This is a genomic window from Lentzea sp. DG1S-22, assembly GCF_036321065.1.
GTDB lineage: Bacteria > Actinomycetota > Actinomycetes > Mycobacteriales > Pseudonocardiaceae > Lentzea > Lentzea jiangxiensis.
Map to the genome: position 1 here is coordinate 4,926,896 of NZ_CP143276.1, position 21,985 is coordinate 4,948,880.

A 21,985-nucleotide genomic window follows, 5' to 3' on the forward strand; every position below is an offset into this window, starting at 1 on the left:
GCGCCGGACCTCAGATGGTCGAGGCGTCGATCACGAACCGGTACCGCACGTCGCTCGAGAGCACGCGCTCGTAGGCGGTGTTGACCTGGTCGGCGTCGATCAGCTCGATCTCGGCGCCCAGGCCGTGCTCGGCGCAGAAGTCCAGCATCTCCTGGGTCTCGGCGATGCCGCCGATCATCGACCCGGCGAGCGTCTTGCGGCCGCCGAGAAGGCCGAACAGGTTGATGGAGACGGGCTCCTCCGGTGCGCCGACGTTGACCAGGGCGCCGTCGGTCTTGAGCAGGCCGAGGTAGGCGGTCAGGTCGAGCGGCGCGGACACCGTGGAGACGATCACGTCGAACTGGCCGGCGAGCTCGGTGAACGTGGCCGGGTCGCTGGTGGCGCGGTAGTCGTGGGCGCCGAGCTTGAGCCCGTCGTCCTTCTTGCGCAGCGACTGCGACAGCACGGTCACCTCGGCGCCGAGCGCGGACGCGATCTTGACGCCCATGTGGCCGAGACCGCCCAGACCGACGACGGCGACCTTCTTGCCCGGCGCGACACCCCAGTGCTTGAGCGGGGAGTAGAGCGTGATGCCCGCGCACAGCAGCGGCGCGGCCACGTCCAGCGGCAGCGCGTCCGGGATGCGCACGACGAAGTTCTCGTCGACCACGATCTGCCGCGAGTAGCCGCCGTAGGTGACGTCACCGCGGCGGTCGACGCCGTTGTAGGTCATCGTGTTGCCGTTGGCGCAGTACTGCTCCAGGCCCCGCAGGCAGAACTCGCACTCGCGGCACGAATCGACCATGCAGCCGACGCCCACCCGGTCGCCGACGGCGTGCCGCGTGACCTCGGAGCCGACCTCGACGACCACGCCCGCGATCTCGTGGCCGGGGACCATCGGGAAGATGGCCTCGCCCCAGCCCTCGTTGACCTGGTGGATGTCGGAGTGGCAGATGCCCGCGAACTTGATGTCGATCAGGACGTCGTGCGCGCCGACCGCGCGACGCTCGATGGTGGTGCGCTCCAGCGGTGCCTTGGGTGCGGGAGCGGCGTAGGCAGCGACGGTGCTCATCGGGTTTCTCCTCGGTTCGTCGTGTCGCTTCCCGACACTGCTCCGGTTCCGGGGATGCACCCAGACACCTGGTTTTCGTACGACTGGCGTGCCTACCACCGGCAGTGGCAGGCACGACCTCCGCGGCACGGGGATACTCGGTCTCATGACCGATCCGCGCACCGAGCTGAGCGAGTTCCTGCGCAGCCGCCGGGCGCGGCTGTCCCCGGACGACGTCGGGCTGCCCCGCTACGGGCGCACCCGCCGCGTCCCCGGCCTGCGCCGCGAGGAACTGGCGCAGCTCGCGGGCGTCTCGGTCGCCTACTACACGCGTCTGGAACAGGGCAACGGCCGCAACGTCTCGGACGAGGTCCTGGACGCGATCTCCAACGCGTTGCAGCTCAACGACGCCGAGCGCACACACCTGCGCAACCTCTCGTCGTGCCCGCACGACACGAGGAAGAAGAAGGCTGCCACCACACGTCTGCGGCCGGCGCTGACGAGCCTGCTCGACCACGTCGGCGTGCCCGCGTACATCGGCGGGCGGCGCTCCGACGTGCTCGGGTGGAACCCGATGGCCGCGGCGCTGTTCGGCGACTGGTCGAAGGTGCCGCCGCGGGAACGCAACTGGGCGCGGTTCATCTTCCTGCAGCCCTCCTACCAGCAGCTCTTCGTCAACTGGGAGAGCAAGGCCGCCGACGTCGTCGCCTTCCTGAGGATGGACGCGGGCTGCTACCCGAACGACCCCGAGCTGGCCGCGCTGATCGGCGAGCTGTCGGTGAAGAGCGACCTGTTCCGCCGGCTCTGGGCGAAGCACGACGTCAAGGAGAAGAGCTTCGGCACGAAGGTGTTGCGGCACCCGCTCGTGGGCGAGATGACGCTGTCCTACGAGACGCTCCGGATGCCCAGCGAGCCGGACCTGTTCCTGACGACCTACCACGCCGACTCCAAGACGCCCTCCGGCGAGGCGCTGCAGCTGCTGGCGAACTGGGGTGCCGACGCGACCAGGTCCGGCACCTCGGTTGAATCGCAGGCATGAGAACACCGCGTCTGGAGATCGAGTACTGCACGCAGTGCCGCTGGCTGCTGCGCGCCGGCTGGACCGCGCAGGAGCTGCTGACCACGTTCACCGCGGAGCTCGGCGAGGTGGCGCTGGTCCCCGGCACCGGCGGCGTGTTCGACGTGCGGCTCGACGGCGAGACCCTGTGGTCGCGCAAGGAGCGGGACGGGTTCCCGGACCTGGCCGTGCTCAAGCAGCTCGTGCGCGACCGGGTGGCGCCGGAGCGTTCGCTGGGGCACACCGACCGCAAGAACTCCTGAGCCGCTCCCGCGGCGTGGACCCAAGCGCAGCAAGGTGACTTCGCGGTGGTGTCACCCGTCCACCCGTCGGACCTCCACCACCCCTTGAGCCCGTTCCGGTAAACCTCTGCGGCTGCCCACCCCCCGCTCCGCTCCAGCAGGTTTCGAGGCTCCACCAATACGTTCGGCAACCAACCAAGAACGCCCTCGCACCTGCTCACGACTGCTGACCGCTTGGGGGATTTCTGAGATGTCGCAAGAAGCTGAAGTCGACGGCGGCTGCCTCCCGGACCTGCTGCGCAAGCAGGTGAAGGAACACCCCGATCGCACGGCCGTCGTCTTCGGTGACCAGAGCATCACCTACGGCGAGCTGTTCGAGCAAAGTTCCGCGCTGGCCACACATCTGCGCCGGCTCGGCGTCAGCACCGACGACTGCGTCGGCGTGTTCGTCGAGCCGTCGCTCGACCTCGTCGTCGGCGCCTGGGGAATTCTCTGCAGCGGCGGCGCCTACCTGCCGCTGAGCCCGGAGTACCCGGAGGAGCGGCTCCGGTACATGATCGAGGACTCCCGCACCAAGGTCGTCGTCACCCAGCCCGCCCTGAAGCACCGTCTCGCCGAGCTGGCGCCCGCGACGACGAGGATCGTCACGCTGGACGACTGCGACGAGGCGTTCGACGACGGCTTCTCCCCCTCGCACGACAGCCTCGCCTACATCATCTACACCTCGGGCAGCACCGGGCGGCCCAAGGGCGTGATGATCGAGCACCGCAGCATCGTCAACCAGATGCTGTGGCTGCACGACGTGCACGCCATCGACGGCACGAAGCGCGTGGTGCAGAAGACTCCGATGAGCTTCGACGCGGCGCAGTGGGAGATCCTCGCGCCGTCGGTCGGCAGCACCGTCGTGATGGGCCGTCCCGGCATCTACCGCGATCCCGAGATGCTGATCGAGACCATGCGCGAGCAGGGCGTCACGACGCTGCAGTGCGTGCCGACGCTGCTGCAGGCGCTGATCGACACCGAGGAGTTCCACACCGTCACGTCGTTGAAGCAGGTCTTCAGCGGCGGCGAGGCGTTGTCCCGCACGCTGGCGCAGAGCTTCGTCGACACGATGCCCGGCACCGCTCTCATCAACCTCTACGGCCCGACGGAGACGACGATCAACTCGTCGTCGCACGTGGTCGACCCCGCCGAGCTCGCGGAGGCCCCGAAGTCCATCTCGATCGGGCTGCCCGTCACGAACACGACGTACCTCGTGCTCGACCAGAACCGCGACCTGGTCACGCCGGGCGAGATCGGTGAGCTCTACATCGGCGGCGTGCAGGTCGCCCGCGGCTACCTGCACCAGCCCGAACTGACCGAGGACCGGTTCGTGGACGGCATGTTCCGCACCGGCGACCTCGTGACGCAGAACCTCGACGGCACCGTGCAGTTCGCCGGACGGGCGGACAGCCAGGTCAAGCTGCGCGGCTACCGGGTGGAGCTCGACGAGATCCGGCTCGCGATCGAGACGCACGACTGGGTGCGCAACGCGGCGGTGATCGTCAAGGAGGACCAGCGCACCGGGTTCCAGAACCTGATCGCGTGCGTCGAGCTGAACCCCAAGGAAGCCGCCCTGATGGACCAGGGCAACGCGGGCGCGCACCACCAGTCGAAGTCGAGCCGCCTGCAGGTCCGCGCGCAGCTGTCGAACCCCGGCGTGCGCGACGACCTCAGCGGCAGGCAGACCTTCGCGCTGCCCGGCGAGGAGGCCTCCTGCCTGCAGCGCAAGGTCGTCTTCAGCCGCAAGTCCTACCGCTTCTACGAGGGCGGCCAGGTCACCGACGACGACCTGCGGCGGTTGCTCGAGCGCAAGCCGATCGGGGCCGGCTCCCAGGACCCGAAGTCGATCCACTTCGCCGAACTGGGCGAGATCCTGCGTTACTTCGGCGCGCACTTCAGCGACCAGCGGCTGCTGCCGAAATACGGCTACGCCTCGCCCGGTTCGCTCTACGCGACGCAGCTGCACCTGGAACTGCACCACATCGCGGGCCTGCCGTCCGGGCTGTACTACTACCACCCGCTGCGCCACCAGCTCGTGCTGATCAAGCAGCTCCCGGAGAGCTTCGAGGCCACGGTGAAGCTGCACTTCATCGGGCACAAGGCCGCGATCGAGGCGGTGTACCTCAACAACATCCAGGAGGTCCTGGAGATCGAGACCGGCCACATGGTCGGGCTCTTCGAGGAGGTCCTGCCGGGCTACGGCCTCGACGTCACGGCGTCAGCGTACGCACCGGAGACGAAGGACCTGCTCGACGTCGCCGGCGAGGACTACTACCTCGGCACGTTCGAGCTGTGCGCCTACACCGGTGTCCGCGAGGACGACGTCGAGGTCTACCTGCAGACGCACCCCGGCCGCGTCGCGAACCTGCCGAGCGGGCTCTACAGGTTCGCGGACGGCGAGTTCGAGCGCGTGTCCGACGACCTGTTGCAGCGCAAGCACGTCATCGCGATCAACCAGGCCGTGTACGAGCGGGCGAGCTTCGGCGTCAGCGCCGTCGCGAGGTCGGCGGAGGGCTGGCGGCGCTACGTCGACCTCGGCCGGACCATGCACCGGTTGTCCGCCAACGACGTCGACCTCGGCTTCATGTCGTCGGGCTACAGCTCCAAGTCCGACAACGACCTCCCGTCCGCCAAGCGCATCTGCGACATCCTGAAGGCAGCGGGCGAGCAGGACGGCCCCTCGTACTTCTTCCTGGGCGGCAAGGTCTCCTACGAGCAGCGCCGCAGCCCCGGCATGAAGGAAGACGTCGTCCACATGAAGGGCCCGGCCGAGCTGATCCGCGACGACCTGGTCAACTTCCTGCCGGACTACATGATCCCGAACAAGGTCGTGGTGCTGGACGCCCTGCCGGTCACCGCGAACGGCAAGATCGACGTCAAGGCGCTGGTCGCGTCGGACAAGACGAACGTCGACGACCAGGACCGGCCGTTCGTCGCGCCGCGCACCACCACCGAGCGCCGCATCAGCGAGATGTGGAAGAAGCTGATGAAGCGCGAGACCGTCTCGACGCACGACGACTTCTTCGAGACGGGCGGCAACTCGCTGATCGCGGTCGGTCTGGTCAACCGCATCAACAAGGAGTTCGGCACGAGCCTGCCGCTGCAGGTGCTCTTCGAGTCGCCGACGATCGAGCAGCTCTCCCGGCGGGTCGACGGCCTGCACGAGGGTCCGATCTCGCGGCTGGTCCCGTTGCAGCCCAACGGAGATGACGTGCCGGTGTTCTGCTGGCCCGGTCTCGGCGGCTACCCGATGAACCTGCGCACGCTCGCAAGCCGTTCCGAGCGCCCTTTCTACGGCGTCCAGGCGCACGGCATCAACGAGGGCGAGACGCCGTACAGCACGATCCGCGAGATGGCCGCGGCCGACATCGAGGCGATCAAGGAGGTCCAGCCGGAGGGCCCGTACACGCTGTGGGGCTACTCCTTCGGCGCGCGCGTCGCGTTCGAGACGGCCTACCAGCTGGAGCAGGCGGGCGAGAAGATCGCGAACCTGTACCTGATCGCGCCGGGGTCGCCGAAGGTCCGGTCGGAGCGGGACAGCGACGAGGCGTCGTACACCAACAGCGCGTTCGTGACGATCCTGTTCTCGGTGTTCGCGGGCAGCATCACCGACGCGCGGCTGGCCCGGTGCCTGGAGGTCGCGCGGGACGAGGACAGCTTCGCGGCGTTCGTCAGCAGCGAGTTCCGCGACCTCGACAGCGAACTGGTGCGGCGGATCATCAGGATCGTCACCGAGACCTTCTCCTTCAAGTACACGTTCGGCGAACTGGCCGAGCGCACGATCACCGCACCGCTCACCATCTTCAAGGCGCAGGGCGACGACTACTCGTTCATCGAGGGCAGCGAGGGCTTCTCGGTCACCGAGCCGACCGTCGTCGAACTGCAGGCCGACCACTACAGCCTGTTGCGCGAGCCCGACATCGACGAGCTGCTCGCGTCCATGCGGCGGCGCAACACCGTGCAGGCGGAAGTCGCCCATGTGCCGGTGCTGCTGTCCAACGAGCAGATGTCCGAACTGATCGCCGCCGTCACCAAGGCCGTCACCCTCGCCATCGCAGGTGGCCAATCCTGAGGAGTCAGTCGTGCCGCACGTGAACATCAAGCACTTCCCCGCACCGCTCACCGAAGAACAGGCGTCCGAGCTGGTGGCGGCCATCACCGAGGCGGTCACCCGCGCGTTCGGCTGCGACGAGGGCGTGGTGTCCATCGCCCTCGAACCGGTCCCCCAGCAGGCGTGGCAGGAGCAGGTCTACGCGCCGGAGATCCTGCGACGCGGGGAACTCCTGCGCAAGACCCCGACCTACTGAGGGCTCGGATGCACATCCCCTGGTGTGCGGCGAGGAAGTGGCCGGGGCGATCACGGCCGGGCTGGGGTTCTTCTCCCCGGCCGGGATCGCCGCCCACGCGAAGGAAACCGCTGCGCGAACTTCAGCGCACGACGTCGTAGACGAGCTTCTGGATGCCGTTGGAGTAGGTCTCGCTCTCGACGACCTTCAGCATCTGCTTGTCCTTGTCGGTCTGGCTGAACAGCCGCTTGCCCGCGCCGAGCAGCACCGGGAACACCAGCAGGTGGTAGCGGTCGATCAGGCCCGCGTCGGACAGGTTGCGGTTCAGCGTCGCGCTGCCGTGGACGGAGATCGGGCCGCCCTCGGTCTCCTTCAGCGCGGCCACGTCGTCGAGCGACCGCAGGATCGTGATGTCGCCCCAGTTGTCGACCAGCTGGTCCTCCTTCAGGGTGCTGGACACGACGAACTTCGGCATGGCGTTGTACTGCGGGAAGTAGTCGAGCGTCGGCCACACCGGGGCGAACGCCTCGTAGCTGACCCGGCCCATCATCATCGCCGCGGCTTCCTCCTGCTCACGGCCCTTGATCTCGTAGGCGGCCTCGTCGAACTCGATGTCCTTGAAGGTCCAGCCGGCGCTGCGGTGGCCGGGCTCGCCACCGGGCGCCTCGACGACGCCGTCGAGGGAGACGAAAGCGGTGGCGATGAGGGTGCGCATCTGGATCTCCTTGATGTTCGCGCTTGCTGTCATCAGTGCGTCGAACGGTAGATGACCGGAATCGACAACTCGCGCGGAGGAACTTCCCGGCGCCTCGCTCCCGCGGCCCCCACGACCGGTCAGGAATCGAGAAGCACCGCCACCTCTCCTGCTCCTAGCGTTGCCGGCATCGGGTTCGACGACAGGGAGGACGAGGAAGATGGCAGGCAGCAAGGGGATCCGCCGGTTCCACCGCGTGGTCAGCATGGTGTTCATGGCCACCGTCGTGTTCACGGCGGCGGCGCTGACGGTCGACAGCTCGATGGCGTGGGTGTCGTACGTGCCGCTGTTGCCGCTGTTCGTGCTCATGGGCACCGGCGTCTACATGTGGTTCCTGCCGCAGATCACGCGGCGCCGCGCGGCCCGCGGCGTCTAGCCGTCGAGGCGTTGTTCGAGGTGCGTCAGGGTGGCGTCGAGCGCCACCCCGTACACCGCGATCCGGCACGCCAGCCGCCACAGCGTCCCGTCGGACGGCGCCACGGCAAGGCTGATCACCAGTTCGCGCACGAGCCGCCGGGTCTGCGCGACCAGCACCCCGACGCTCTCGGTGATCTCCCCGAACGCCGCCGACACCGCGCTCAGACCCCGGATCGCCTCGATGTTGTGGCCCATCAGCCGCAGGTGCTCCTCGCACCCGGTCCACCCCGGCGCGTCGTGCTCCAGGAACGCCTCCAGCTCGGCGGCCATGTCCCGCTGGGCGAGCGCGATGTTGTACCAGGTCGCCGCGTGCGCGGCGATGACGTCCGGAAGACCGGTGAGGTCGTCCAGCACGTCCTTCAGCGGCCCGATCTGCTCCATCGCGGACCCGGCCGCGGGTTCGACCGGCGCGACCAGTGAGGGCACGGCGGCCTCGCGCACGGGGTCCGCGGCCGGTGGCCGCACGCCGTAGAGGTCGTAGAGGCCCGCCACGATGAGCCGCAGGTTCTCCTCGACGTACGAGACCAGCTCGTCCTGCCGGGCGTGCTTCTCCAGCACCGCGTCGATCACCCACCGGCACAGCCGCCCGTACACGGTCTCGTCGCCGACGACGACGGCGCTGGCCTTGGTGACGGCGGCGAACCGCACGCGCACGGACTCGATCTGGGCGGCGTGGCGCACGATCTGGCCGGTCACCCGTCCCCCTCGGCTCAACGAACCCTCGCGGCTCCACGTTAGTGGGCAGGAGGGGTGCGCATGACCGGACCACGCCGCAGGATCGTCGGGGTGTCGATCGCGGTCGCGGCGCTGAGCAGCTGAGCAGGAGCTCGTAGGCTGTCGGCCACCGGTGGCGAACGGGAGGTCGGGCGGTGGCGGAGACGGTGGCCGAGGTGATGGCCGAGCTGGCCGCGCTGGAGGACCCGAGGGCGCGGGCGGTCAACGAGAAGCACGGCGACGACCACGGCGTGAACCTCGGCAAGCTGCGGGCGATCGCGAAGCGCCTCAAGACCCAGCACGACCTGGCGCTGCGGCTGTGGGCGACCGGCGACACCGCGGCCAGGCTGCTCGCGCTGCTCGTCTGCCGCCCCAAGGCGTTCGGGCGCGACGAGCTCGACGTCATGCTGCGCGGGGCCCGGCGCCCCAAGGTGCACGACTGGCTCGTGAACTACGTGGTGAAGAAGAACCCGCACGCCGAAGAGCTGCGCGTGCTGTGGTTCGCCGACCCGGACCCGGTGGTCGCGAGCGCAGGCTGGGCGCTCACCGGCGAGCGCGTGGTGAAGAAGCCGGAGGGCCTCGACCTGGACGGCCTGCTCGACACGATCGAGGCCGGGATGAAGGACGCCCCGGAACGCCTGCAGTGGGCGATGAACCACTGCCTGGCGCAGATCGGGATCGAGCACCCGTCGCTGCGCGCCCGTGCGATCGGCATCGGCGAACGGCTGGAGGTCCTCAAGGACTACCCGACGCCACCGAACTGCACGTCGCCGTTCGCGCCGATCTGGATCAACGAGATGGTGAGCCGCAAGTCCTAGCGGACCGTTCCGCTAGGTCGCCTATTCGGGCCGGACCGCCTGAGCGCGCGGGTACTTGCGGCCGGGCATCGGCGCGGGCGACCCGGTGAACGACACCGGCGTGCCCGCGAGCAGCAACGTCAGCCCGGCCGGCAGTTCGTCGCGCGAGACGAACCACGAGCCGCCGCGCGTGTCGGTGATGAACCCGTGCGCCTGTCCGGTCTTCCAGCTCGCCACGGTGCCCTTCCTGCGCCCGCGCGGTGCTCCGACCGGGGACGCCACGGCCTGTGACGACCGCACGAACGCACGCCGCAGCGGGTAGTCGGCCTGGTCACCGGGGGCGAACAGCGCGTCGAAACCGGGGGTGAAGGGCGCCGCGGCCCGCAGCGGCGCGGCGGTGCGCGGCGTCCAGGCGGGCGGTGCCTGCACGGTCCTGATGTCCACGACCGGCACGACCACGTGCACGCCCCGGGCCGCCAGCCTCGCCGCGAGCGGGGAGAAGTCCGAGTCGCCGGTCAGCAGCACGACCCACTGCAACGGCACCGTCGTCGCCCGGTCCCACGCCTCCAGGGCGAGCTGGACGTCGACGCCCTTCTCCTTGCCGTTGTGCAGCGGCAGGTCGTGGCGCGTGATGCCGGCGGCCGCCAGTGCCCGGTCGAACGACTCGGCGGGTGTCTCGATGCGACCGCGGACGTAGTGGGCCTCGGCGACCACGCACTCGTCGAGCGGGCGGCCCGTCTCGGTGTGGACGAACCAGCGCAGCGCGTCGTGCAGGCCGTCGAGCGCGATCCGCGCGCCTCTCGGGTGTGCCGTGGCGTAGAAATCGCTGAGGTAGGCGAACCACGTGCCGTCGTAGAACACTCCGATCCGGACGGTCTCACCCACCAGATGAGGTTACTACTTCCCCTCGAACGCCGAATGGCCCGGCGCCGCGGGTAACTCCAGCAGCCGGCCTGCGACGTCCAGGAACTCGCCACCGCACTGCCACAGGGCCAGGTCGGGATCGACGAGGAACGGGTCGGAGAGGTCCGAGTCGCTCTCGCGGACGCGATAGGCCAGGGCTTCGGTCTCCGACAACGCGAGCACCGTCTCGTTGGTGCCGCGCCACACCCGCCGGAACATCACAGCGTTGACGCAGGTGAAGCGGTCCTGCACGACACTCCGCCGGAACCCGCGCCGCAGCAACAACTTCATGCATTCCTCGACGCTGTTCACAACGCCCGATTCTGGCCGGGCGCAGTGGCGTCCTCACCGTCCATCACTCGATAGGGTCAAACGTTTCAGGCACGTGCACAACACGGGACTCCCCCTTTCGTGCACACAACCACACCGGAACGGGCTATCGCTCCCAGCCGCCGCATGCGCAAGCCTCTGGCGGTGGTCGACATCCCCGCCCCGAACCCCGCAGCCCCGCTGTACGACCGTGCCGCGACGCAGATCCCGCGGATCGCCGAGAAGGTCCTCGAGGCGTTCTTCGCCAGATCCGCCACCTACCGGCAGCTGCCGCACCAGCTGGTGGACCGCGAGATCAACGAGGCGGTGACCCGGCACCTGCACGTCTTCCTGCGGGCGTTGCGCGAACAACGCCCGCCCGCGCCGGAAGAGCTGGACATGCAGATCGCCACGGCGGTGCGCCGCGCCCAGCAGGGCGTTCCGCTCGACGTCGTGCTGAGCACGTACCACGTCGCCGCGACCGTCGGCTGGGAGGCGATGGCCGCCGTCGCCGAACCGGACGAGATCCCGGACCTGCTCGCGACCGTGCCCGCGCTGCTGCGGTACCTGAGCTTCGCCGTGCCGTCGGTGGCCGCCTCCTACCTGGCCGAACAGCAGGCGTTGCACGCGGAACGGCGCGAGGCGGGCCGTGCGCTGGTCGCCGCGCTGCTGACCGGCAGGGAGGCCGAGCCGCTCGCGGAACGGATAGGCCTGGAGCTGTCCGGTCACCACGTCGTGGTCGCCGTGCGCGTCGAAGCACCGCCGTTGGCCGAGGGTGCCGACGCGAGGCTCGCCGTCCACGGGCTCGTACGACGCCTGCGCGCCGAGTTGCCGAAGCACGCCCTCTCGGCGTTGGACCACGACGGCGGAACGGTCCTGCTGCCCACCACCCCCGACGCCGTCGACGCGGACGTGGAGGAGGCCCTGGCCCTCGTCCGCACCCTGCACACCGCCGCCGGCACCGGCCTGACCGGCGGGGTCGCCGTAGCGGAACGCCGCGAGGACGTCCCCGCGGCCGCCCGGCAGGCCGCCGACATCGCCGAGCTGGCCGAACGCCTCGGACGCCCGCCCGGCGCGTACGTCCTCGACGACGTGCTGCTCGAGTACCAGCTCTGCCGTCCCGGCCCCGGTCGCAAACGCTTGGCACGGGTGATGGACAGGCTGGCGGAACACCCCGACCTGCTGCACACGCTCCGGACGTTCATCAACAGCGACCACAACCGCCACCGCACGGCCGAGGAGCTGCACCTGCACCGCAACACGCTCAACTACCGCCTGCGCCGCGTCGCCGAGCTCACCGGCTACAACCCCGCCGACCCCACCGACGTCCGGCTGCTCTCGGCATCGTTGATCGTCCACGACCTGGGGTCCTGAACGCCGGGGAGGCGAGCGCCCGGCAGCGCTCGCCTCCGGCGTTCACGTTCGGGTCAGTCGCCGTGCGGGTTCTGCACGGAGACGTGGACGTGGTCGTAGTGACCAGCGGTGACACCGGTGCCCGCGGTGTAGTTGCGCCAGCCCTCGGACGCGCGGGCGACGCTCCAGATCTTGCCCTGCCAGATCACGTACCGGACGTCGAGCTTGCCCGCGTGCTTCTGCAGCCAGTAGGCGAGCTTCCAGCCCTGCGCCTTCTGCGCGGCCGTCGGGTAGGTGCCGATCGCGTCCGAGATGGTGCAGTCGAGCGCGTTGCCCGTGTTGTGGTTGCTCGTCGACGACTCGTAGCTGCGGTAGTCGCCCACCCAGCACTGCTTCTCGCCGGTCTTCGAGGCGATCTGGTCGTCGATGAACTGCGTGCGCTTGGTCGCCTGCGGCGCCCGCGCCGTCGCCTCCGGGTGCGGGTTCGTCTCCGGCGCGGGGTAGGTGCCCGGAGCCGGGTCCGGGTCGCCACCGGCGTCACCGAAGCGGTGCGAGGCGTTCTCGTTCTTGAGCTCCGCCTTCAGGTTCCCCTTGGCGCCCGCCGCGAACGTCTGCTTCGCGCCACCGTAGTTGCTGTTGTAGAAGACGGTGACGGCCTTGTTGGTCTTGTTCCAGACCGACGCGGCGTTGTTCTTGACGCAGACGCCCTTGCCGCTGCCCGCGCCCTTGAACTCGTAGCAGCTCGGCTGCGAGTCCCCGTAGTCGGCGACCGAACCGGTGAAGTCGGACACCGAGCCGGCCTGGTCGCTGTTGTAGTACAGGCAGAACTCGCCCGAGTCGCAGGACCCGTCGCGGTCCGCCGCGTTGGCGACACCCGCCCCGAAGGACGCGCTGACCAGCGCCCCCATCAACGTCACGAACGTGAGTTTCTTCAGCACTGTTGACCTGTTTCCGGTTCACGGTCCCGGCGCGACGGGCGCTGGTCCGCGCCCGGCCGCCCCCCGATCGACATCGCCGGGACCCCGTTTGTGCAGGGGAAGCTTCGTTGCGGTCGAAGAGTCCCGAGCAGCGCTGACATTCCACTGACAGGCGCGGCCACCGATCTGTCAGTGCGCCGAGGTCATTCGCAGGCCACGCCGTCGTTGTCCCGGTCGAGCGCGGCGCGGTGGCCGGGCTGCCCGCGGTACAGCGACTGGACGAGTCGCACGACCTCGGCGTTGGCGCCAAGGGACAACGTCGCCGTCCGACCGTCCACAGCAGACGGGACAGCCGTTCGCAACCAACGCTCTTCCGGCCCGACGCGCCGCTCCTGACGCGGTGGTGGTGCCGCGGGACCGGTCGGCCCCGCGGCACCCGGGATCACCGGTGGTCGGCGTCGGCCGGCGACACCCGCTGCCGCACGGGCACCTCGGCTGACATGACCACCAGGGCCGCGGTGATCAGGACCAGGTTCTTGACCACGAACTCACCGGTCATGGTCAACAGCAGTGGATTCCCCGTCTGGAACGCGACGGCCGGTTGCACGAGCAGCGTCAAGAACGTGCCGAGCAGGTGAAGTGCCACCAGCAGCGCCACCCAGCGCAACCGACGACCCACCACCAGGGCTGTCCCCAGCACCACCTCGACCGCCCCCAGGCCGAGCACGACCACATCTCCGTCGAGCCAGGGGACGGTTCGGGCGACCAACTCGGCCACCGGCGTCGTGCCGGTCAACTTGAGGGCGCCGAACCACACGAACACCAAACCGAGCGCCCCTCTGAGGAGGGCAATGCTCAACGGCCGCAACGCATTCGCACGCGCATCCAGACGGGACGAAATCTCGGTCATCCACATCACATCCTTCGAGCGGGTCCTCGCTGACCCACGTCGGGAGTTCCATCCCCTCGCGGTCCACATCGACCGAAGGAGACTGGGAGCGCTCCCAGAACTGTAACGTTCAGGACACGCGGTGTGAAGAGGCCATTCCGCTCTGCTACACCAGCAGCCACTTGGGCGGCCGATCGCGGATACATGAGTTGCCAGCGCAAACGCCCGTTCCTGGAGCGGCGCTGCCACCCAGGCCGGTCGACAGGATTGTCGGCGAGACCGAAACGTCGCGGCGATCGCCACGCAGTGACGGTTCGTTGTGGTAGGACCCAAGCGGCCACCAGGCATATCCGCAGGTTGAGCGGTATTCGTTCAGTTGCTCCGGTGTCATCGTCATCGTGCAGCGCGACCAATTCGATACCGACCACAGTCGGAGTCGAGCACGAGAACACCGACCTCGCGAGGTCCAAAAAGCCTCATCCGCAGCATCCGATACGCCTCAGGCACCCGGTCCACATGGCCGCTTTACCGCAACTTTCCCGCCATGTGACCCGAATGGCGGATGCAGACCAGGAAGCCCGACCCGACACTGACTTCGCTCTGGGAGCGCTCCCAGAATTGGGCGGAAGCACCCGCGAAAGTCCACGTCGTCGATCAACGAAGATTTGGCGGTACACATGCTTCGCTTCTTTGAAGACGTCTCCGACCGGCACCGCCGGGCACCGGGAACCGCGGCGAAGGCCGGCCCGGCCCGTGGCAAGGCCGCCGTCTGGCGGGCGTTCGCCATTCTCGGCGCCTGCCTGACCCTGCTGACGACGATGCTCGTCACCTTCGGCGCGGGCGATGCCTCCGCGCACGGCGCGGTCAGCGACCCACCATCGCGCCACTACGGCTGCTACAACCGCTGGCCCAACGGCCCGTCGCAGCAGATGGCCACCGAAGACCCCATGTGCTACCAGGCGTGGCAGGCCGACCCGTCCGCGATGTACAACTGGAACGGTCTGTTCCGCGAAGGCGTCGCCGGCAACCACCAGGGAGCCATCCCCGACGGGCAGCTGTGCAGCGGCGGCCTGACCTTCAACGGCCGCTACGCCGCGATGGACAAGCCCGGCGCGTGGGTCGCCCCGAACCGGCCCAGCCGGTTCACCCTCAACCTGAACGACACCTCCTCGCACGGCGCCGACTACATCCGCGTCTACGCCACCAAGCAGGGCTTCAACCCCAAGACCCAGGCCCTGAAGTGGAGCGACCTGGAACTCGTCGGCCAGACCGGCAGGATCCCCACCGGCACCCGGACGCCCGTCGAGATCAACGCGCCCGGCCGCACCGGCCACCACGTCCTGTACACGGTGTGGCAGGCCAGCCACCTCGACCAGAGCTACTACGCGTGCAGCGACGTGAACTTCACCGACGGTGCCACCACGACCAGCACGACCACAACCACCACGACCACCACCACGACCGGCAACCCCTCGGCGGGCTGCTCGGCCACCTTCCGGGTGATCTCGCAGTGGGCCGGTGGCTTCCAGGCCGAGGCGCGCGTGACCGCCGGCGCGACGGCGATCTCCGGCTGGCAGGTGGACTGGACGTTCGCCAACGGCGAGCGGATCAACTCCTCGTGGAACGCGGCCCTGACCACGAGCGGGACCACGATCACCGCCCGCAACGCCGCTCACAACGGCTCCGTGGGCGCGGGCGCCTCCACCACGTTCGGTTTCGTCGCCTCCGGAACCGCGGGCACCCCGACCCCCACCTGCACCGCTACCTGATCCCGTGCCGGTCCGCCCGCCGCCTCGACGGCGACGGGCGGACCGGCACGCCTCAACCGGCCTCGCGGCTGGAGTGCTCACTCAGCTCGGCGTGGATCCGCCGTGCCCCACAGGTGCCGTTCGCCCCGTCTTGCACCTCGATGATCTTTTCGGTCGACGAACACCGAAATCACGAACCCGGATGCGGTCAAACCGGAGCAGTGCTCAACAGGGTCACCGCAAGACGATCACTCAAGATCCGCCCAGAACAGCAAGAAGCCCGCCTGACCAGCGAATCACCAGATCAGGCGGGTTCTACCCACAGGTGGAACTGGGGGACTCGAACCCCTGACCCTCACACTGCCAGTTTGGTCCACAAAGGACTTCTACCAGCACAACACGGGAATCCCAACAATTCCAACACGACTAGCCGCCGTTCGGCACCGTTGAGCGCCGTTCGATGACGTTGTGCTCCTGATATTGCTCCAAGCCGGAGATCACTGCTCCAGAACTGCTCCACAGGGTCACCGCACCACGATCAACAGCCCCTCGATCCGACCCAGAACAGCAAGAAACCCGCCTGACCAGCGGAAACCGCTCGATCAGACGGGCTCTCGATTCAAGTGGAGCTGAGGGGACTCGAACCCCTGACCCTCACACTGCCAGTGTGATGCGCTACCAGCTGCGCCACAGCCCCTTGAAGGTCCACGTTCCCGCCGGGTTTCCCCGTCGTTCTCGTGTGGCAATACCGTACATCACCCGCGCCACAGGATAAAAATCGGGGGTCCCCCAACCGCATTCGGCCTGGTAGGACCGGGTGCCACCCACCACGGCCCCACCACCCCCAAGATCAGCCCCAGACGGCCGAACGCACCGGGAGCTGCACGAACAGGCCATGCGGCCGCCACCCGTACCCGAACGAACCGGGAACACCCGATCCTGGAAAACCCGAGTGACGCGCAGCACAACGATCAAGTCCACAGAGGACGAAAAACCGGCCCGAGGCGAACCCCGGGCCGGTCGTTGCGCCAGCAGGACTCACTTGGTCAGGTCGGCGAGCCAGTTCTTGTTGTCCAGGTCGACGAGCTTGCCGCCGGAAGCCACGCTCGGCGTGCCGCGGAAGCGGCCGGTCTCGGCGTCGCGCAGGGCGGGGTCGTTGCTGGTCTTGGACATCAGCTCGTCGAGCTGCGCCTTGTAGGTCTGGTTCTGCACGCAGGACTCGAAGGAGGGGGAGGTGACGCCGACCTCCTTGCCCAGCTTGATGAGCTGGTCCTTGGTGTAGCCGGCCTCGCCCTCCTCGGGCTGGGTGTGGAACAGCGCCGCGTGGAAGGCGTTGAACTTGCCGTCGTCGGCCACGCACAGGGCGGCGTTGGCGGAGTCGGTCGAGTAGCCCTCGGGGGACGAGAGGCGGTTCAGCATCGGGAGGACGTGGTAGCGGATCTTGACCTTGCCGTCCTCGACGGCCTTCTTGATGTCGGTGCCGTAGGTCTTCTCGAACGTGCCGCAGATCGGGCACAGGAAGTCCTCGTACACGTCGACCGTCACGGTGGCCGTGTCCTTGCCCACGAGCACGGTGCCGCCCTCGCGGACCGCTGGAGCCGAGATCGTGTGGTCCGCCGGGGCGAGGGGGACGGCGTCCGAGGCCGACTTGGACGGCCTCGACTGCTGGAACACGACGTAGCCGATGACCGCGAGGGCCAGGACCGCCACGACGGCGACGCCGGCGATCACCTTCGTCCGGTCGGAACCGCCGCTCTTGCCTCGCGCCTGGGCGACCGCGAGCGCGGCCTGCTTCTTCTTCCGCGCACTGCGCTCTGCTCCACCCACGGCGACGAGGGTAGCGACACAAACTAAAAGAAAGCTGAGCGGACGCTCACGCTTCCGGGTGACGTGGTTTGCCGCCGACCCGTTCTCCCGTGGGGATCTCGGCACTTTCGTCGAGGCAACCGCATTCGGGTGCGACGGCGGTGGCCGTGTGCTCTTCCTCGTGCGTGGGCAGGGTCTCCGGGGCCACGAGCCAGAAGACGACGGACAGCAGCAGTGCGGCGCCGGTGATGGCGAACGACGCCCCGAAGCCGAACGAGTCGGCGAGCAGGCCCGCGCACATCGGGCCGATGATCGCGCCCAGGTCGGTCACCATCTGGAAGCCCGCGAGGACGGGGCCTCCCTTGCCGCGCGGGCCGATGACGTCGGCCACGACGGCGTTCTGCGGCGGGTTCAGCAGGCCGGCACCCATGCCCGCGACGAGCGAGGCGGCCATGAACGTCCACAGGTCGCCGGTGAAGCCCATCCAGACCGTGGCGGCACCGCTGACCAGCAGGCCGATGATGGCGACGGGCTTGCGGCCGCGGGTGTCGGCGATCCGGCCGGACAGGAACAGCATCGCCGCGTTGCCGCCGGCGAACACCGACATGGAGATGCCGGCGACGGCGGGGCTGTGCTTCAGGGCCTCGATGACGAACACCGGCACCAGCGAGATGCGGACGCCGAACACCGCCCAGCCGTTCGCGAACCCGGACGCCAGGGCGGCGCGGTAGGCGCCGTGCCGGACGGCCTCGCGCACGGTCATGGGGATCTCGGTGTTGGTCCTGTCGATCTCCACCAGCGTCGAGCGGCGCAGGAAGAACCAAACCACGAACGCCGCGAGGCACAGCAACAGGCCGTACGACACGAACGGCACCCACAGGCCGAACGGCACCAGCCCGGCGCCGACGATCGGGCCCGCGACGTTGCCGACCAGGAAGCCCGCCGCCCACATGCCGGAGGCCCGGCCGCGCATCGGCGCCGGGGTGATCCGGATCAGCAGGCCCAGCGCGGCCACGGTGAACATGGTCGACCCGACCCCGGCCAGCGCGCGCCACGACAGCATCTCGGCGTAGCTCGACGAGAACCCGCACATCGCGGTGCCCAGAGCCACGATCAGGATGCCGGCGATGTAGATCTTCGGTTCGCCGAACCGGTTGACCAGTTTGCCGCTCATCGGCGCGAACGCCAGCCGGACGAACGCGAAAGCGCTGATCAGGGCCGCCACCGCCGTGTGACCCACACCGAACGATGACGCATACACCGGCAGAACGGGTGCCACGATCCCGAACCCCACGGCGATGATGAAACTCGCCGCGACCAGAACCCACACCTCGACCGGCAACCGCTCGCGCACACAGCCTCCCTTAGCCCTGCTAAGGATATGTCACGCGGCAACTAACAAGTTCAGTCGAGCAGCTCATCCACCCTGCGTACATACGCAGTCACGGGATACGCCGCAACGAACCCGCACGCCTCGGCGAACTTCTCCCCCGGCCCCTCGTCCACCTGGGACGCGACGAGCATCGCCCCGGCCGAGCGCAGGGTCGCGACGGCGGACACCACGAGTGAGCGCCCCACACCCCGGCGACGCCGCGCCGGGCGCACCACGCACTGCTCGACGAGGCCCACACCGCGTTCGGCGAACCCCGACACGAACCCGCCGATCCGGTCGCCGTCGTCCACGACCAGCACCGGGCACCGCGGGTCGTCCAGCCGGTGCCCGAGCCACCGCGACAGGCGGTCGCGGTGGCCGACGAGCTCGTCGGACAGCAGCTCGACGATGCCGGGCACGTCGGCGTCGACGGCCCGCCTGACCTCGGCGGACACCGAGGCGGACCCGCGGTGGACCACGGTCTGCAGCTCCTCGACGGCGTACCAGCCGGAGTCGTCCGCGATCCCCTCGATCTCGTCCACGGTCGTCGGCGACGCGTAGACCACGGCTTCGGCGCGGCCCACGTCGGCGAAGGTCTGCTCCAGCTGCAGCAGGGTGGACGCGACCTCGACCGACGACCCGTCGAGGGCGCAGCCGAAGTTGCCGGACGGCAGCGGGTTCTCGCGGTTGATCACCACGGCCGCGCAGCCGACCCGTCCGACCTTGCCGTAGCGGACGGCTCCGGACGCGAGTCGCGCCCCTTCGACCAGGATCGCGAGCGACCGCGACTGGTAGGGGTCGAGCAGCTCCGGGTCGTCCGGATCGCGCAGCGGGTCAACCAACTCGACGGCCCTTCCATGAGGTACCCGGACGCACCGCGCAGTCCGAGGGGAACACCTCAATCGTCGCCCACGGCAGCGGAGCCGGCACACCGGAGCCCCGCCGCCCTGCGAGATCGGGCGCGCACGCCACGTCCGCCGGCCGCGACGACGCCGGGACGGGACCCCGGACACCACACCGGTCATCCCCATGAGCCCACCCTGACACACTCGACGACGTGCACCTGCCCGATCTCCCGGTGAAGTCCGTCCTGCCCGACCTGCTCCAGGCCCTCTCCGACCACGGCGCCGCGGTGCTCGTCGCACCCCCGGGCACCGGCAAGACGACGCTCGTCCCGCTGGCCCTCGAGGGGAGGGTCGTCGTCGCCGAACCGCGCCGGATCGCCGCTCGCGCCGCCGCCGCGCGCATGGCGAGCCTGCTCGGCGAACAGGTCGGCCAGACCGTGGGCTACTCGGTCAGGGGCGACCGCAAGGTCGGGAAGAACACCCGCATCGAGGTCGTGACCAGCGGTCTCCTCGTCCGCAGGCTCCAGCACGACCAGGAGCTCGCGGGCGTCGGCACCGTGCTGCTCGACGAGTGCCACGAACGCCACCTCGACGCCGACCTGCTGCTCACGCTCCTGCTGGACGCCAAGGCGGCCCTGCGCCCCGACCTGAGGATCCTCGCGACGAGTGCGACCGTCGCGGCGCAACGGCTCTCGGACCTGCTCGGCGCTCCCGTGCTGCACAGCCAGTCGCGCATGTACCCGACGGAGATCACGTACGTCCCGCCGGCGCGGGGCGAGCACATCGAGAACACCGTCGCGAGGGCCATCGGCAAAGCCTTGTCCGAAGTGGACGGAGACGTGCTCGCGTTCCTGCCCGGCGTCAGGGAGATCAACCGGACCAGGAGCCTCCTGAGCGCCGAGACGGTCGTCCTGCACGGCCAGCTCAACGCCCAGACGCAGGACGCCGCCCTGCGACCCGGCGGGCACCAGCGGGTCGTGCTCGCCACGAGCATCGCCGAGTCGAGTCTCACCGTCCCCGGTGTCCGCGCGGTCGTGGACGCGGGCCTGGCCAGGGTCCCGCGCGTGGACCACCGCAGGGGCCTGGCGGGCCTCGCCACGATCCGCGTCTCCCAGGCCGTCGCCGAGCAGCGCGCCGGCCGTGCGGGACGTGAAGCGCCCGGCCGCGTCTACCGCTGCTGGCCGGAGCACGAGCACTCCACGCTCCCGCGCTACCCCGAGCCCGAGATCCGCACCGCGGACCTGACGCGGCTCGCCCTCGAGCTCGCGGTGTGGGGCTCCCCGGACGGCACCGGCCTGAACTGGTGGGACGCCCCGCCGGAGGGTGCGCTCAAGGCCGCGCAGGAGACCCTCGACGCCATCGGAGCTCTCGACCCAGGTCGCCGCGACCGCATCGCGGGCGTCGGCCTGCACCCCCGCCTCGGCCGGGCCCTGATCGACGGCAGCGCGCTCGTGGGCAACCGGACCGCCGCCGAGGTCGTGGCACTGCTCGACGACAGCACGCACCCCAGCACGACCGACCTCGCGACCGCGCTGAAGTCCCCCGGCAGGTGGCGCCAGGAGGCGAAGAAGCTGGAGAAGCTCGGCACCAACCCCGCGGGCAACGGCGACGCCGCGCTCGTCGTGGCCCTCGCCTACCCGGAACGGCTGGCGAAGCGCAGGTCCAAGAACAGCAACGTCTACCTGATGGCCAACGGCACGGCCGTGGAGCACAGCGACTCGCACAACAGGTGGCTGGCGATCGCGATCGCCGACCGCGAGCCGGGCAGCAAGCACGGCCGCGTGCGCCTCGCCGCCCCGGCCGACGAGGAGCTCGCCGTCACCGCCGCCCAGGCCCTCGTGCACACGGTCGACGACATCCGGTGGACCGGTGACGTCGTCGCGAACGAGGTGCGCAAGCTCGGCGCGATCACCCTCGACGAACGCCCGTTGAACGACCTCGCCAAGTCCCAGCAGGCGCTGCGCCTCGGCCTCGAGACCGAGGGCCTGGGCCTGCTCAAGTGGACCGACGCGGCCCACCGCCTGCGCGAGCGCATGGCGTTCCTGCACCGCACGCGCGACTGGCCGAGCGTCGACGACGAGCACCTGATCCGCGCGATCGACCTCGGCAAGGCCAGGAAGCGGTCGGACCTGGCCAAGATCGACACGGTGGCGCTGCTGCGGAGCCTGCTGCCGTGGCCGGAGGCGGCGGAGTTCGACAAGCTCGCCCCGGAGCGCATCGGCCAGGGCAAGGTCGACTACACGCAGGACCAGCCCGTCCTCTCCGTCCGCATCCAGGACGCCATGAAGTGGGCGGACACGCCGCTCATCGCCGGGGTCCCCGTCGTGGTGCACCTGCTCTCCCCCGCGGGCCGCCCCACGGCCGTGACCAGCGACCTCCGGTCCTTCTGGCGCAACGGCTACCTGCGGGTGCGCAGCGAGCTCAAGGGCCGCTACCCCAAGCACCACTGGCCGGAGAAGCCCTACGACCGGAGCAAACGACCCGACTCCTCCTGACCGACGCCG

The 21,985-nt window shown here is 69.4% G+C and carries 20 protein-coding genes and 1 tRNA gene; 9 read left to right on the forward strand and 12 right to left on the reverse strand.

What is annotated here, in order from left to right:
• Window positions 1-10: 10 nt before the first annotated feature.
• Complete coding sequence (locus V1227_RS22620; RefSeq protein ID WP_329787573.1) at window positions 11-1,051, reverse strand: NAD(P)-dependent alcohol dehydrogenase; 1,041 nt, start codon at window positions 1,049-1,051, stop codon at window positions 11-13.
• A gap of 145 nt (window positions 1,052-1,196) precedes the next feature.
• On the opposite strand from V1227_RS22620, the gene V1227_RS22625 reads away from it, so the two are divergent.
• From V1227_RS22625 to V1227_RS22640, 4 genes are all read left to right on the forward strand, one after another.
• Window positions 1,197-2,069, forward strand: a complete 873-nt coding sequence (locus tag V1227_RS22625; RefSeq protein WP_329787574.1) for a helix-turn-helix domain-containing protein — start codon at window positions 1,197-1,199, stop codon at window positions 2,067-2,069.
• Window positions 2,066-2,350 carry a SelT/SelW/SelH family protein gene (locus V1227_RS22630; RefSeq protein ID WP_329787575.1) on the forward strand — a complete coding sequence of 95 codons (285 nt, stop codon included), beginning with the start codon at window positions 2,066-2,068 and terminating at the stop codon, window positions 2,348-2,350. The genes V1227_RS22625 and V1227_RS22630 overlap by 4 nt, the downstream gene beginning before the upstream one ends.
• 229 nt (window positions 2,351-2,579) lie before the next feature.
• Window positions 2,580-6,443 (forward strand): amino acid adenylation domain-containing protein, encoded by a 3,864-nt coding sequence (locus V1227_RS22635; protein ID WP_329787576.1) that lies wholly within the window; start codon window positions 2,580-2,582, stop codon window positions 6,441-6,443.
• 10 nt (window positions 6,444-6,453) lie between these two features.
• Window positions 6,454-6,678, forward strand: a complete 225-nt coding sequence (locus V1227_RS22640; RefSeq protein ID WP_329787577.1) for a tautomerase family protein — start codon at window positions 6,454-6,456, stop codon at window positions 6,676-6,678.
• 121 nt (window positions 6,679-6,799) lie between these two features.
• Here V1227_RS22640 and V1227_RS22645 read toward each other — a convergent pair whose 3' ends face one another.
• Window positions 6,800-7,372, reverse strand: coding sequence for a dihydrofolate reductase family protein (locus tag V1227_RS22645; RefSeq protein WP_329794086.1), 573 nt, complete (start codon window positions 7,370-7,372; stop codon window positions 6,800-6,802).
• Window positions 7,373-7,571: 199 nt separating this feature from the next.
• Between V1227_RS22645 and V1227_RS22650 the strand changes: the two genes are divergently transcribed.
• Window positions 7,572-7,787, forward strand: coding sequence for a hypothetical protein (locus V1227_RS22650; RefSeq protein WP_329787578.1), 216 nt, complete (start codon window positions 7,572-7,574; stop codon window positions 7,785-7,787).
• Here V1227_RS22650 and V1227_RS22655 read toward each other — a convergent pair.
• Window positions 7,784-8,524 (reverse strand): hypothetical protein, encoded by a 741-nt coding sequence (locus tag V1227_RS22655; protein WP_329787579.1) that lies wholly within the window; start codon window positions 8,522-8,524, stop codon window positions 7,784-7,786. The genes V1227_RS22650 and V1227_RS22655 overlap by 4 nt on opposite strands.
• Before the next feature lie 197 nt (window positions 8,525-8,721).
• Between V1227_RS22655 and V1227_RS22660 the strand changes: the two genes are divergently transcribed.
• Complete coding sequence (locus tag V1227_RS22660) at window positions 8,722-9,360, forward strand: DNA alkylation repair protein (protein WP_329794087.1); 639 nt, start codon at window positions 8,722-8,724, stop codon at window positions 9,358-9,360.
• Between the two features lie 21 nt (window positions 9,361-9,381).
• Here V1227_RS22660 and V1227_RS22665 read toward each other — a convergent pair whose 3' ends face one another.
• Both V1227_RS22665 and V1227_RS22670 read right to left on the reverse strand, forming a co-directional pair.
• Window positions 9,382-10,224, reverse strand: a complete 843-nt coding sequence (locus tag V1227_RS22665) for an NYN domain-containing protein (RefSeq protein WP_329787580.1) — start codon at window positions 10,222-10,224, stop codon at window positions 9,382-9,384.
• A 12-nt stretch (window positions 10,225-10,236) separates the two neighbouring features.
• Entirely contained in the window at window positions 10,237-10,533 is a 297-nt protein-coding gene (locus tag V1227_RS22670; protein WP_329787581.1) for a hypothetical protein, read from the reverse strand.
• A 165-nt stretch (window positions 10,534-10,698) separates the two neighbouring features.
• On the opposite strand from V1227_RS22670, the gene V1227_RS22675 reads away from it, so the two are divergent.
• Window positions 10,699-11,925: a PucR family transcriptional regulator gene (locus V1227_RS22675; RefSeq protein ID WP_329787582.1), complete on the forward strand. Its 1,227-nt coding sequence runs from the start codon at window positions 10,699-10,701 to the stop codon at window positions 11,923-11,925.
• 53 nt (window positions 11,926-11,978) lie between these two features.
• Here V1227_RS22675 and V1227_RS22680 read toward each other — a convergent pair whose 3' ends face one another.
• From V1227_RS22680 to V1227_RS22690, 3 genes are all read right to left on the reverse strand, one after another.
• Window positions 11,979-12,842: a peptidase inhibitor family I36 protein gene (locus tag V1227_RS22680; RefSeq protein WP_329787583.1), complete on the reverse strand. Its 864-nt coding sequence runs from the start codon at window positions 12,840-12,842 to the stop codon at window positions 11,979-11,981.
• Window positions 12,843-13,024: 182 nt separating this feature from the next.
• On the reverse strand, window positions 13,025-13,183 hold the full coding sequence (locus tag V1227_RS22685; protein WP_329787584.1) for an excalibur calcium-binding domain-containing protein: 159 nt from the start codon (window positions 13,181-13,183) through the stop codon (window positions 13,025-13,027).
• Window positions 13,184-13,263: 80 nt separating this feature from the next.
• The gene (locus tag V1227_RS22690) at window positions 13,264-13,737 is read right to left on the reverse strand and encodes a DoxX family membrane protein (protein ID WP_329787585.1); all 474 of its coding nucleotides are present in this window, start codon (window positions 13,735-13,737) and stop codon (window positions 13,264-13,266) included.
• A gap of 650 nt (window positions 13,738-14,387) precedes the next feature.
• Here V1227_RS22690 and V1227_RS22695 point away from each other — a divergent pair.
• Window positions 14,388-15,479, forward strand: coding sequence for a lytic polysaccharide monooxygenase auxiliary activity family 9 protein (locus V1227_RS22695; RefSeq protein WP_329787586.1), 1,092 nt, complete (start codon window positions 14,388-14,390; stop codon window positions 15,477-15,479).
• A gap of 603 nt (window positions 15,480-16,082) precedes the next feature.
• Here V1227_RS22695 and V1227_RS22700 read toward each other — a convergent pair.
• The 4 genes from V1227_RS22700 to V1227_RS22715 form a co-directional block, all read right to left on the reverse strand.
• Window positions 16,083-16,155: transfer RNA gene (locus V1227_RS22700), tRNA-Ala, on the reverse strand.
• 341 nt (window positions 16,156-16,496) lie between these two features.
• Window positions 16,497-17,285, reverse strand: coding sequence for a DsbA family protein (locus tag V1227_RS22705; RefSeq protein WP_329787587.1), 789 nt, complete (start codon window positions 17,283-17,285; stop codon window positions 16,497-16,499).
• A gap of 46 nt (window positions 17,286-17,331) precedes the next feature.
• Complete coding sequence (locus V1227_RS22710) at window positions 17,332-18,618, reverse strand: MFS transporter (protein WP_329787588.1); 1,287 nt, start codon at window positions 18,616-18,618, stop codon at window positions 17,332-17,334.
• Between the two features lie 50 nt (window positions 18,619-18,668).
• Window positions 18,669-19,478, reverse strand: a complete 810-nt coding sequence (locus V1227_RS22715; RefSeq protein WP_329787589.1) for a GNAT family N-acetyltransferase — start codon at window positions 19,476-19,478, stop codon at window positions 18,669-18,671.
• Window positions 19,479-19,693: 215 nt separating this feature from the next.
• Here V1227_RS22715 and hrpB point away from each other — a divergent pair, with 215 nt between their 5' ends.
• Entirely contained in the window at window positions 19,694-21,976 is a 2,283-nt protein-coding gene (gene hrpB / locus V1227_RS22720) for an ATP-dependent helicase HrpB (RefSeq protein ID WP_329787590.1), read from the forward strand.
• Window positions 21,977-21,985 lie beyond the last annotated feature (9 nt).

Excerpts from the sequence above, each read along its gene's own strand:
- V1227_RS22695 (WP_329787586.1), top strand. The coding sequence starts at position 14,388 with ATGCTTCGCTTCTTTGAAGACGTCTCCGACCGGCACCGCCGGGCACCG.
- V1227_RS22635 (WP_329787576.1), top strand. The coding sequence starts at position 2,580 with ATGTCGCAAGAAGCTGAAGTCGACGGCGGCTGCCTCCCGGACCTGCTG.
- V1227_RS22645 (WP_329794086.1), bottom strand. The coding sequence starts at position 7,372 with ATGCGCACCCTCATCGCCACCGCTTTCGTCTCCCTCGACGGCGTCGTC.
- V1227_RS22660 (WP_329794087.1), top strand. The coding sequence starts at position 8,722 with ATGGCCGAGCTGGCCGCGCTGGAGGACCCGAGGGCGCGGGCGGTCAAC.
- V1227_RS22625 (WP_329787574.1), top strand. The coding sequence starts at position 1,197 with ATGACCGATCCGCGCACCGAGCTGAGCGAGTTCCTGCGCAGCCGCCGG.
- V1227_RS22650 (WP_329787578.1), top strand. The coding sequence starts at position 7,572 with ATGGCAGGCAGCAAGGGGATCCGCCGGTTCCACCGCGTGGTCAGCATG.
- V1227_RS22670 (WP_329787581.1), bottom strand. The coding sequence starts at position 10,533 with ATGAAGTTGTTGCTGCGGCGCGGGTTCCGGCGGAGTGTCGTGCAGGAC.
- V1227_RS22675 (WP_329787582.1), top strand. The coding sequence starts at position 10,699 with ATGCGCAAGCCTCTGGCGGTGGTCGACATCCCCGCCCCGAACCCCGCA.
- V1227_RS22620 (WP_329787573.1), bottom strand. The coding sequence starts at position 1,051 with ATGAGCACCGTCGCTGCCTACGCCGCTCCCGCACCCAAGGCACCGCTG.
- V1227_RS22630 (WP_329787575.1), top strand. The coding sequence starts at position 2,066 with ATGAGAACACCGCGTCTGGAGATCGAGTACTGCACGCAGTGCCGCTGG.
- V1227_RS22690 (WP_329787585.1), bottom strand. The coding sequence starts at position 13,737 with ATGTGGATGACCGAGATTTCGTCCCGTCTGGATGCGCGTGCGAATGCG.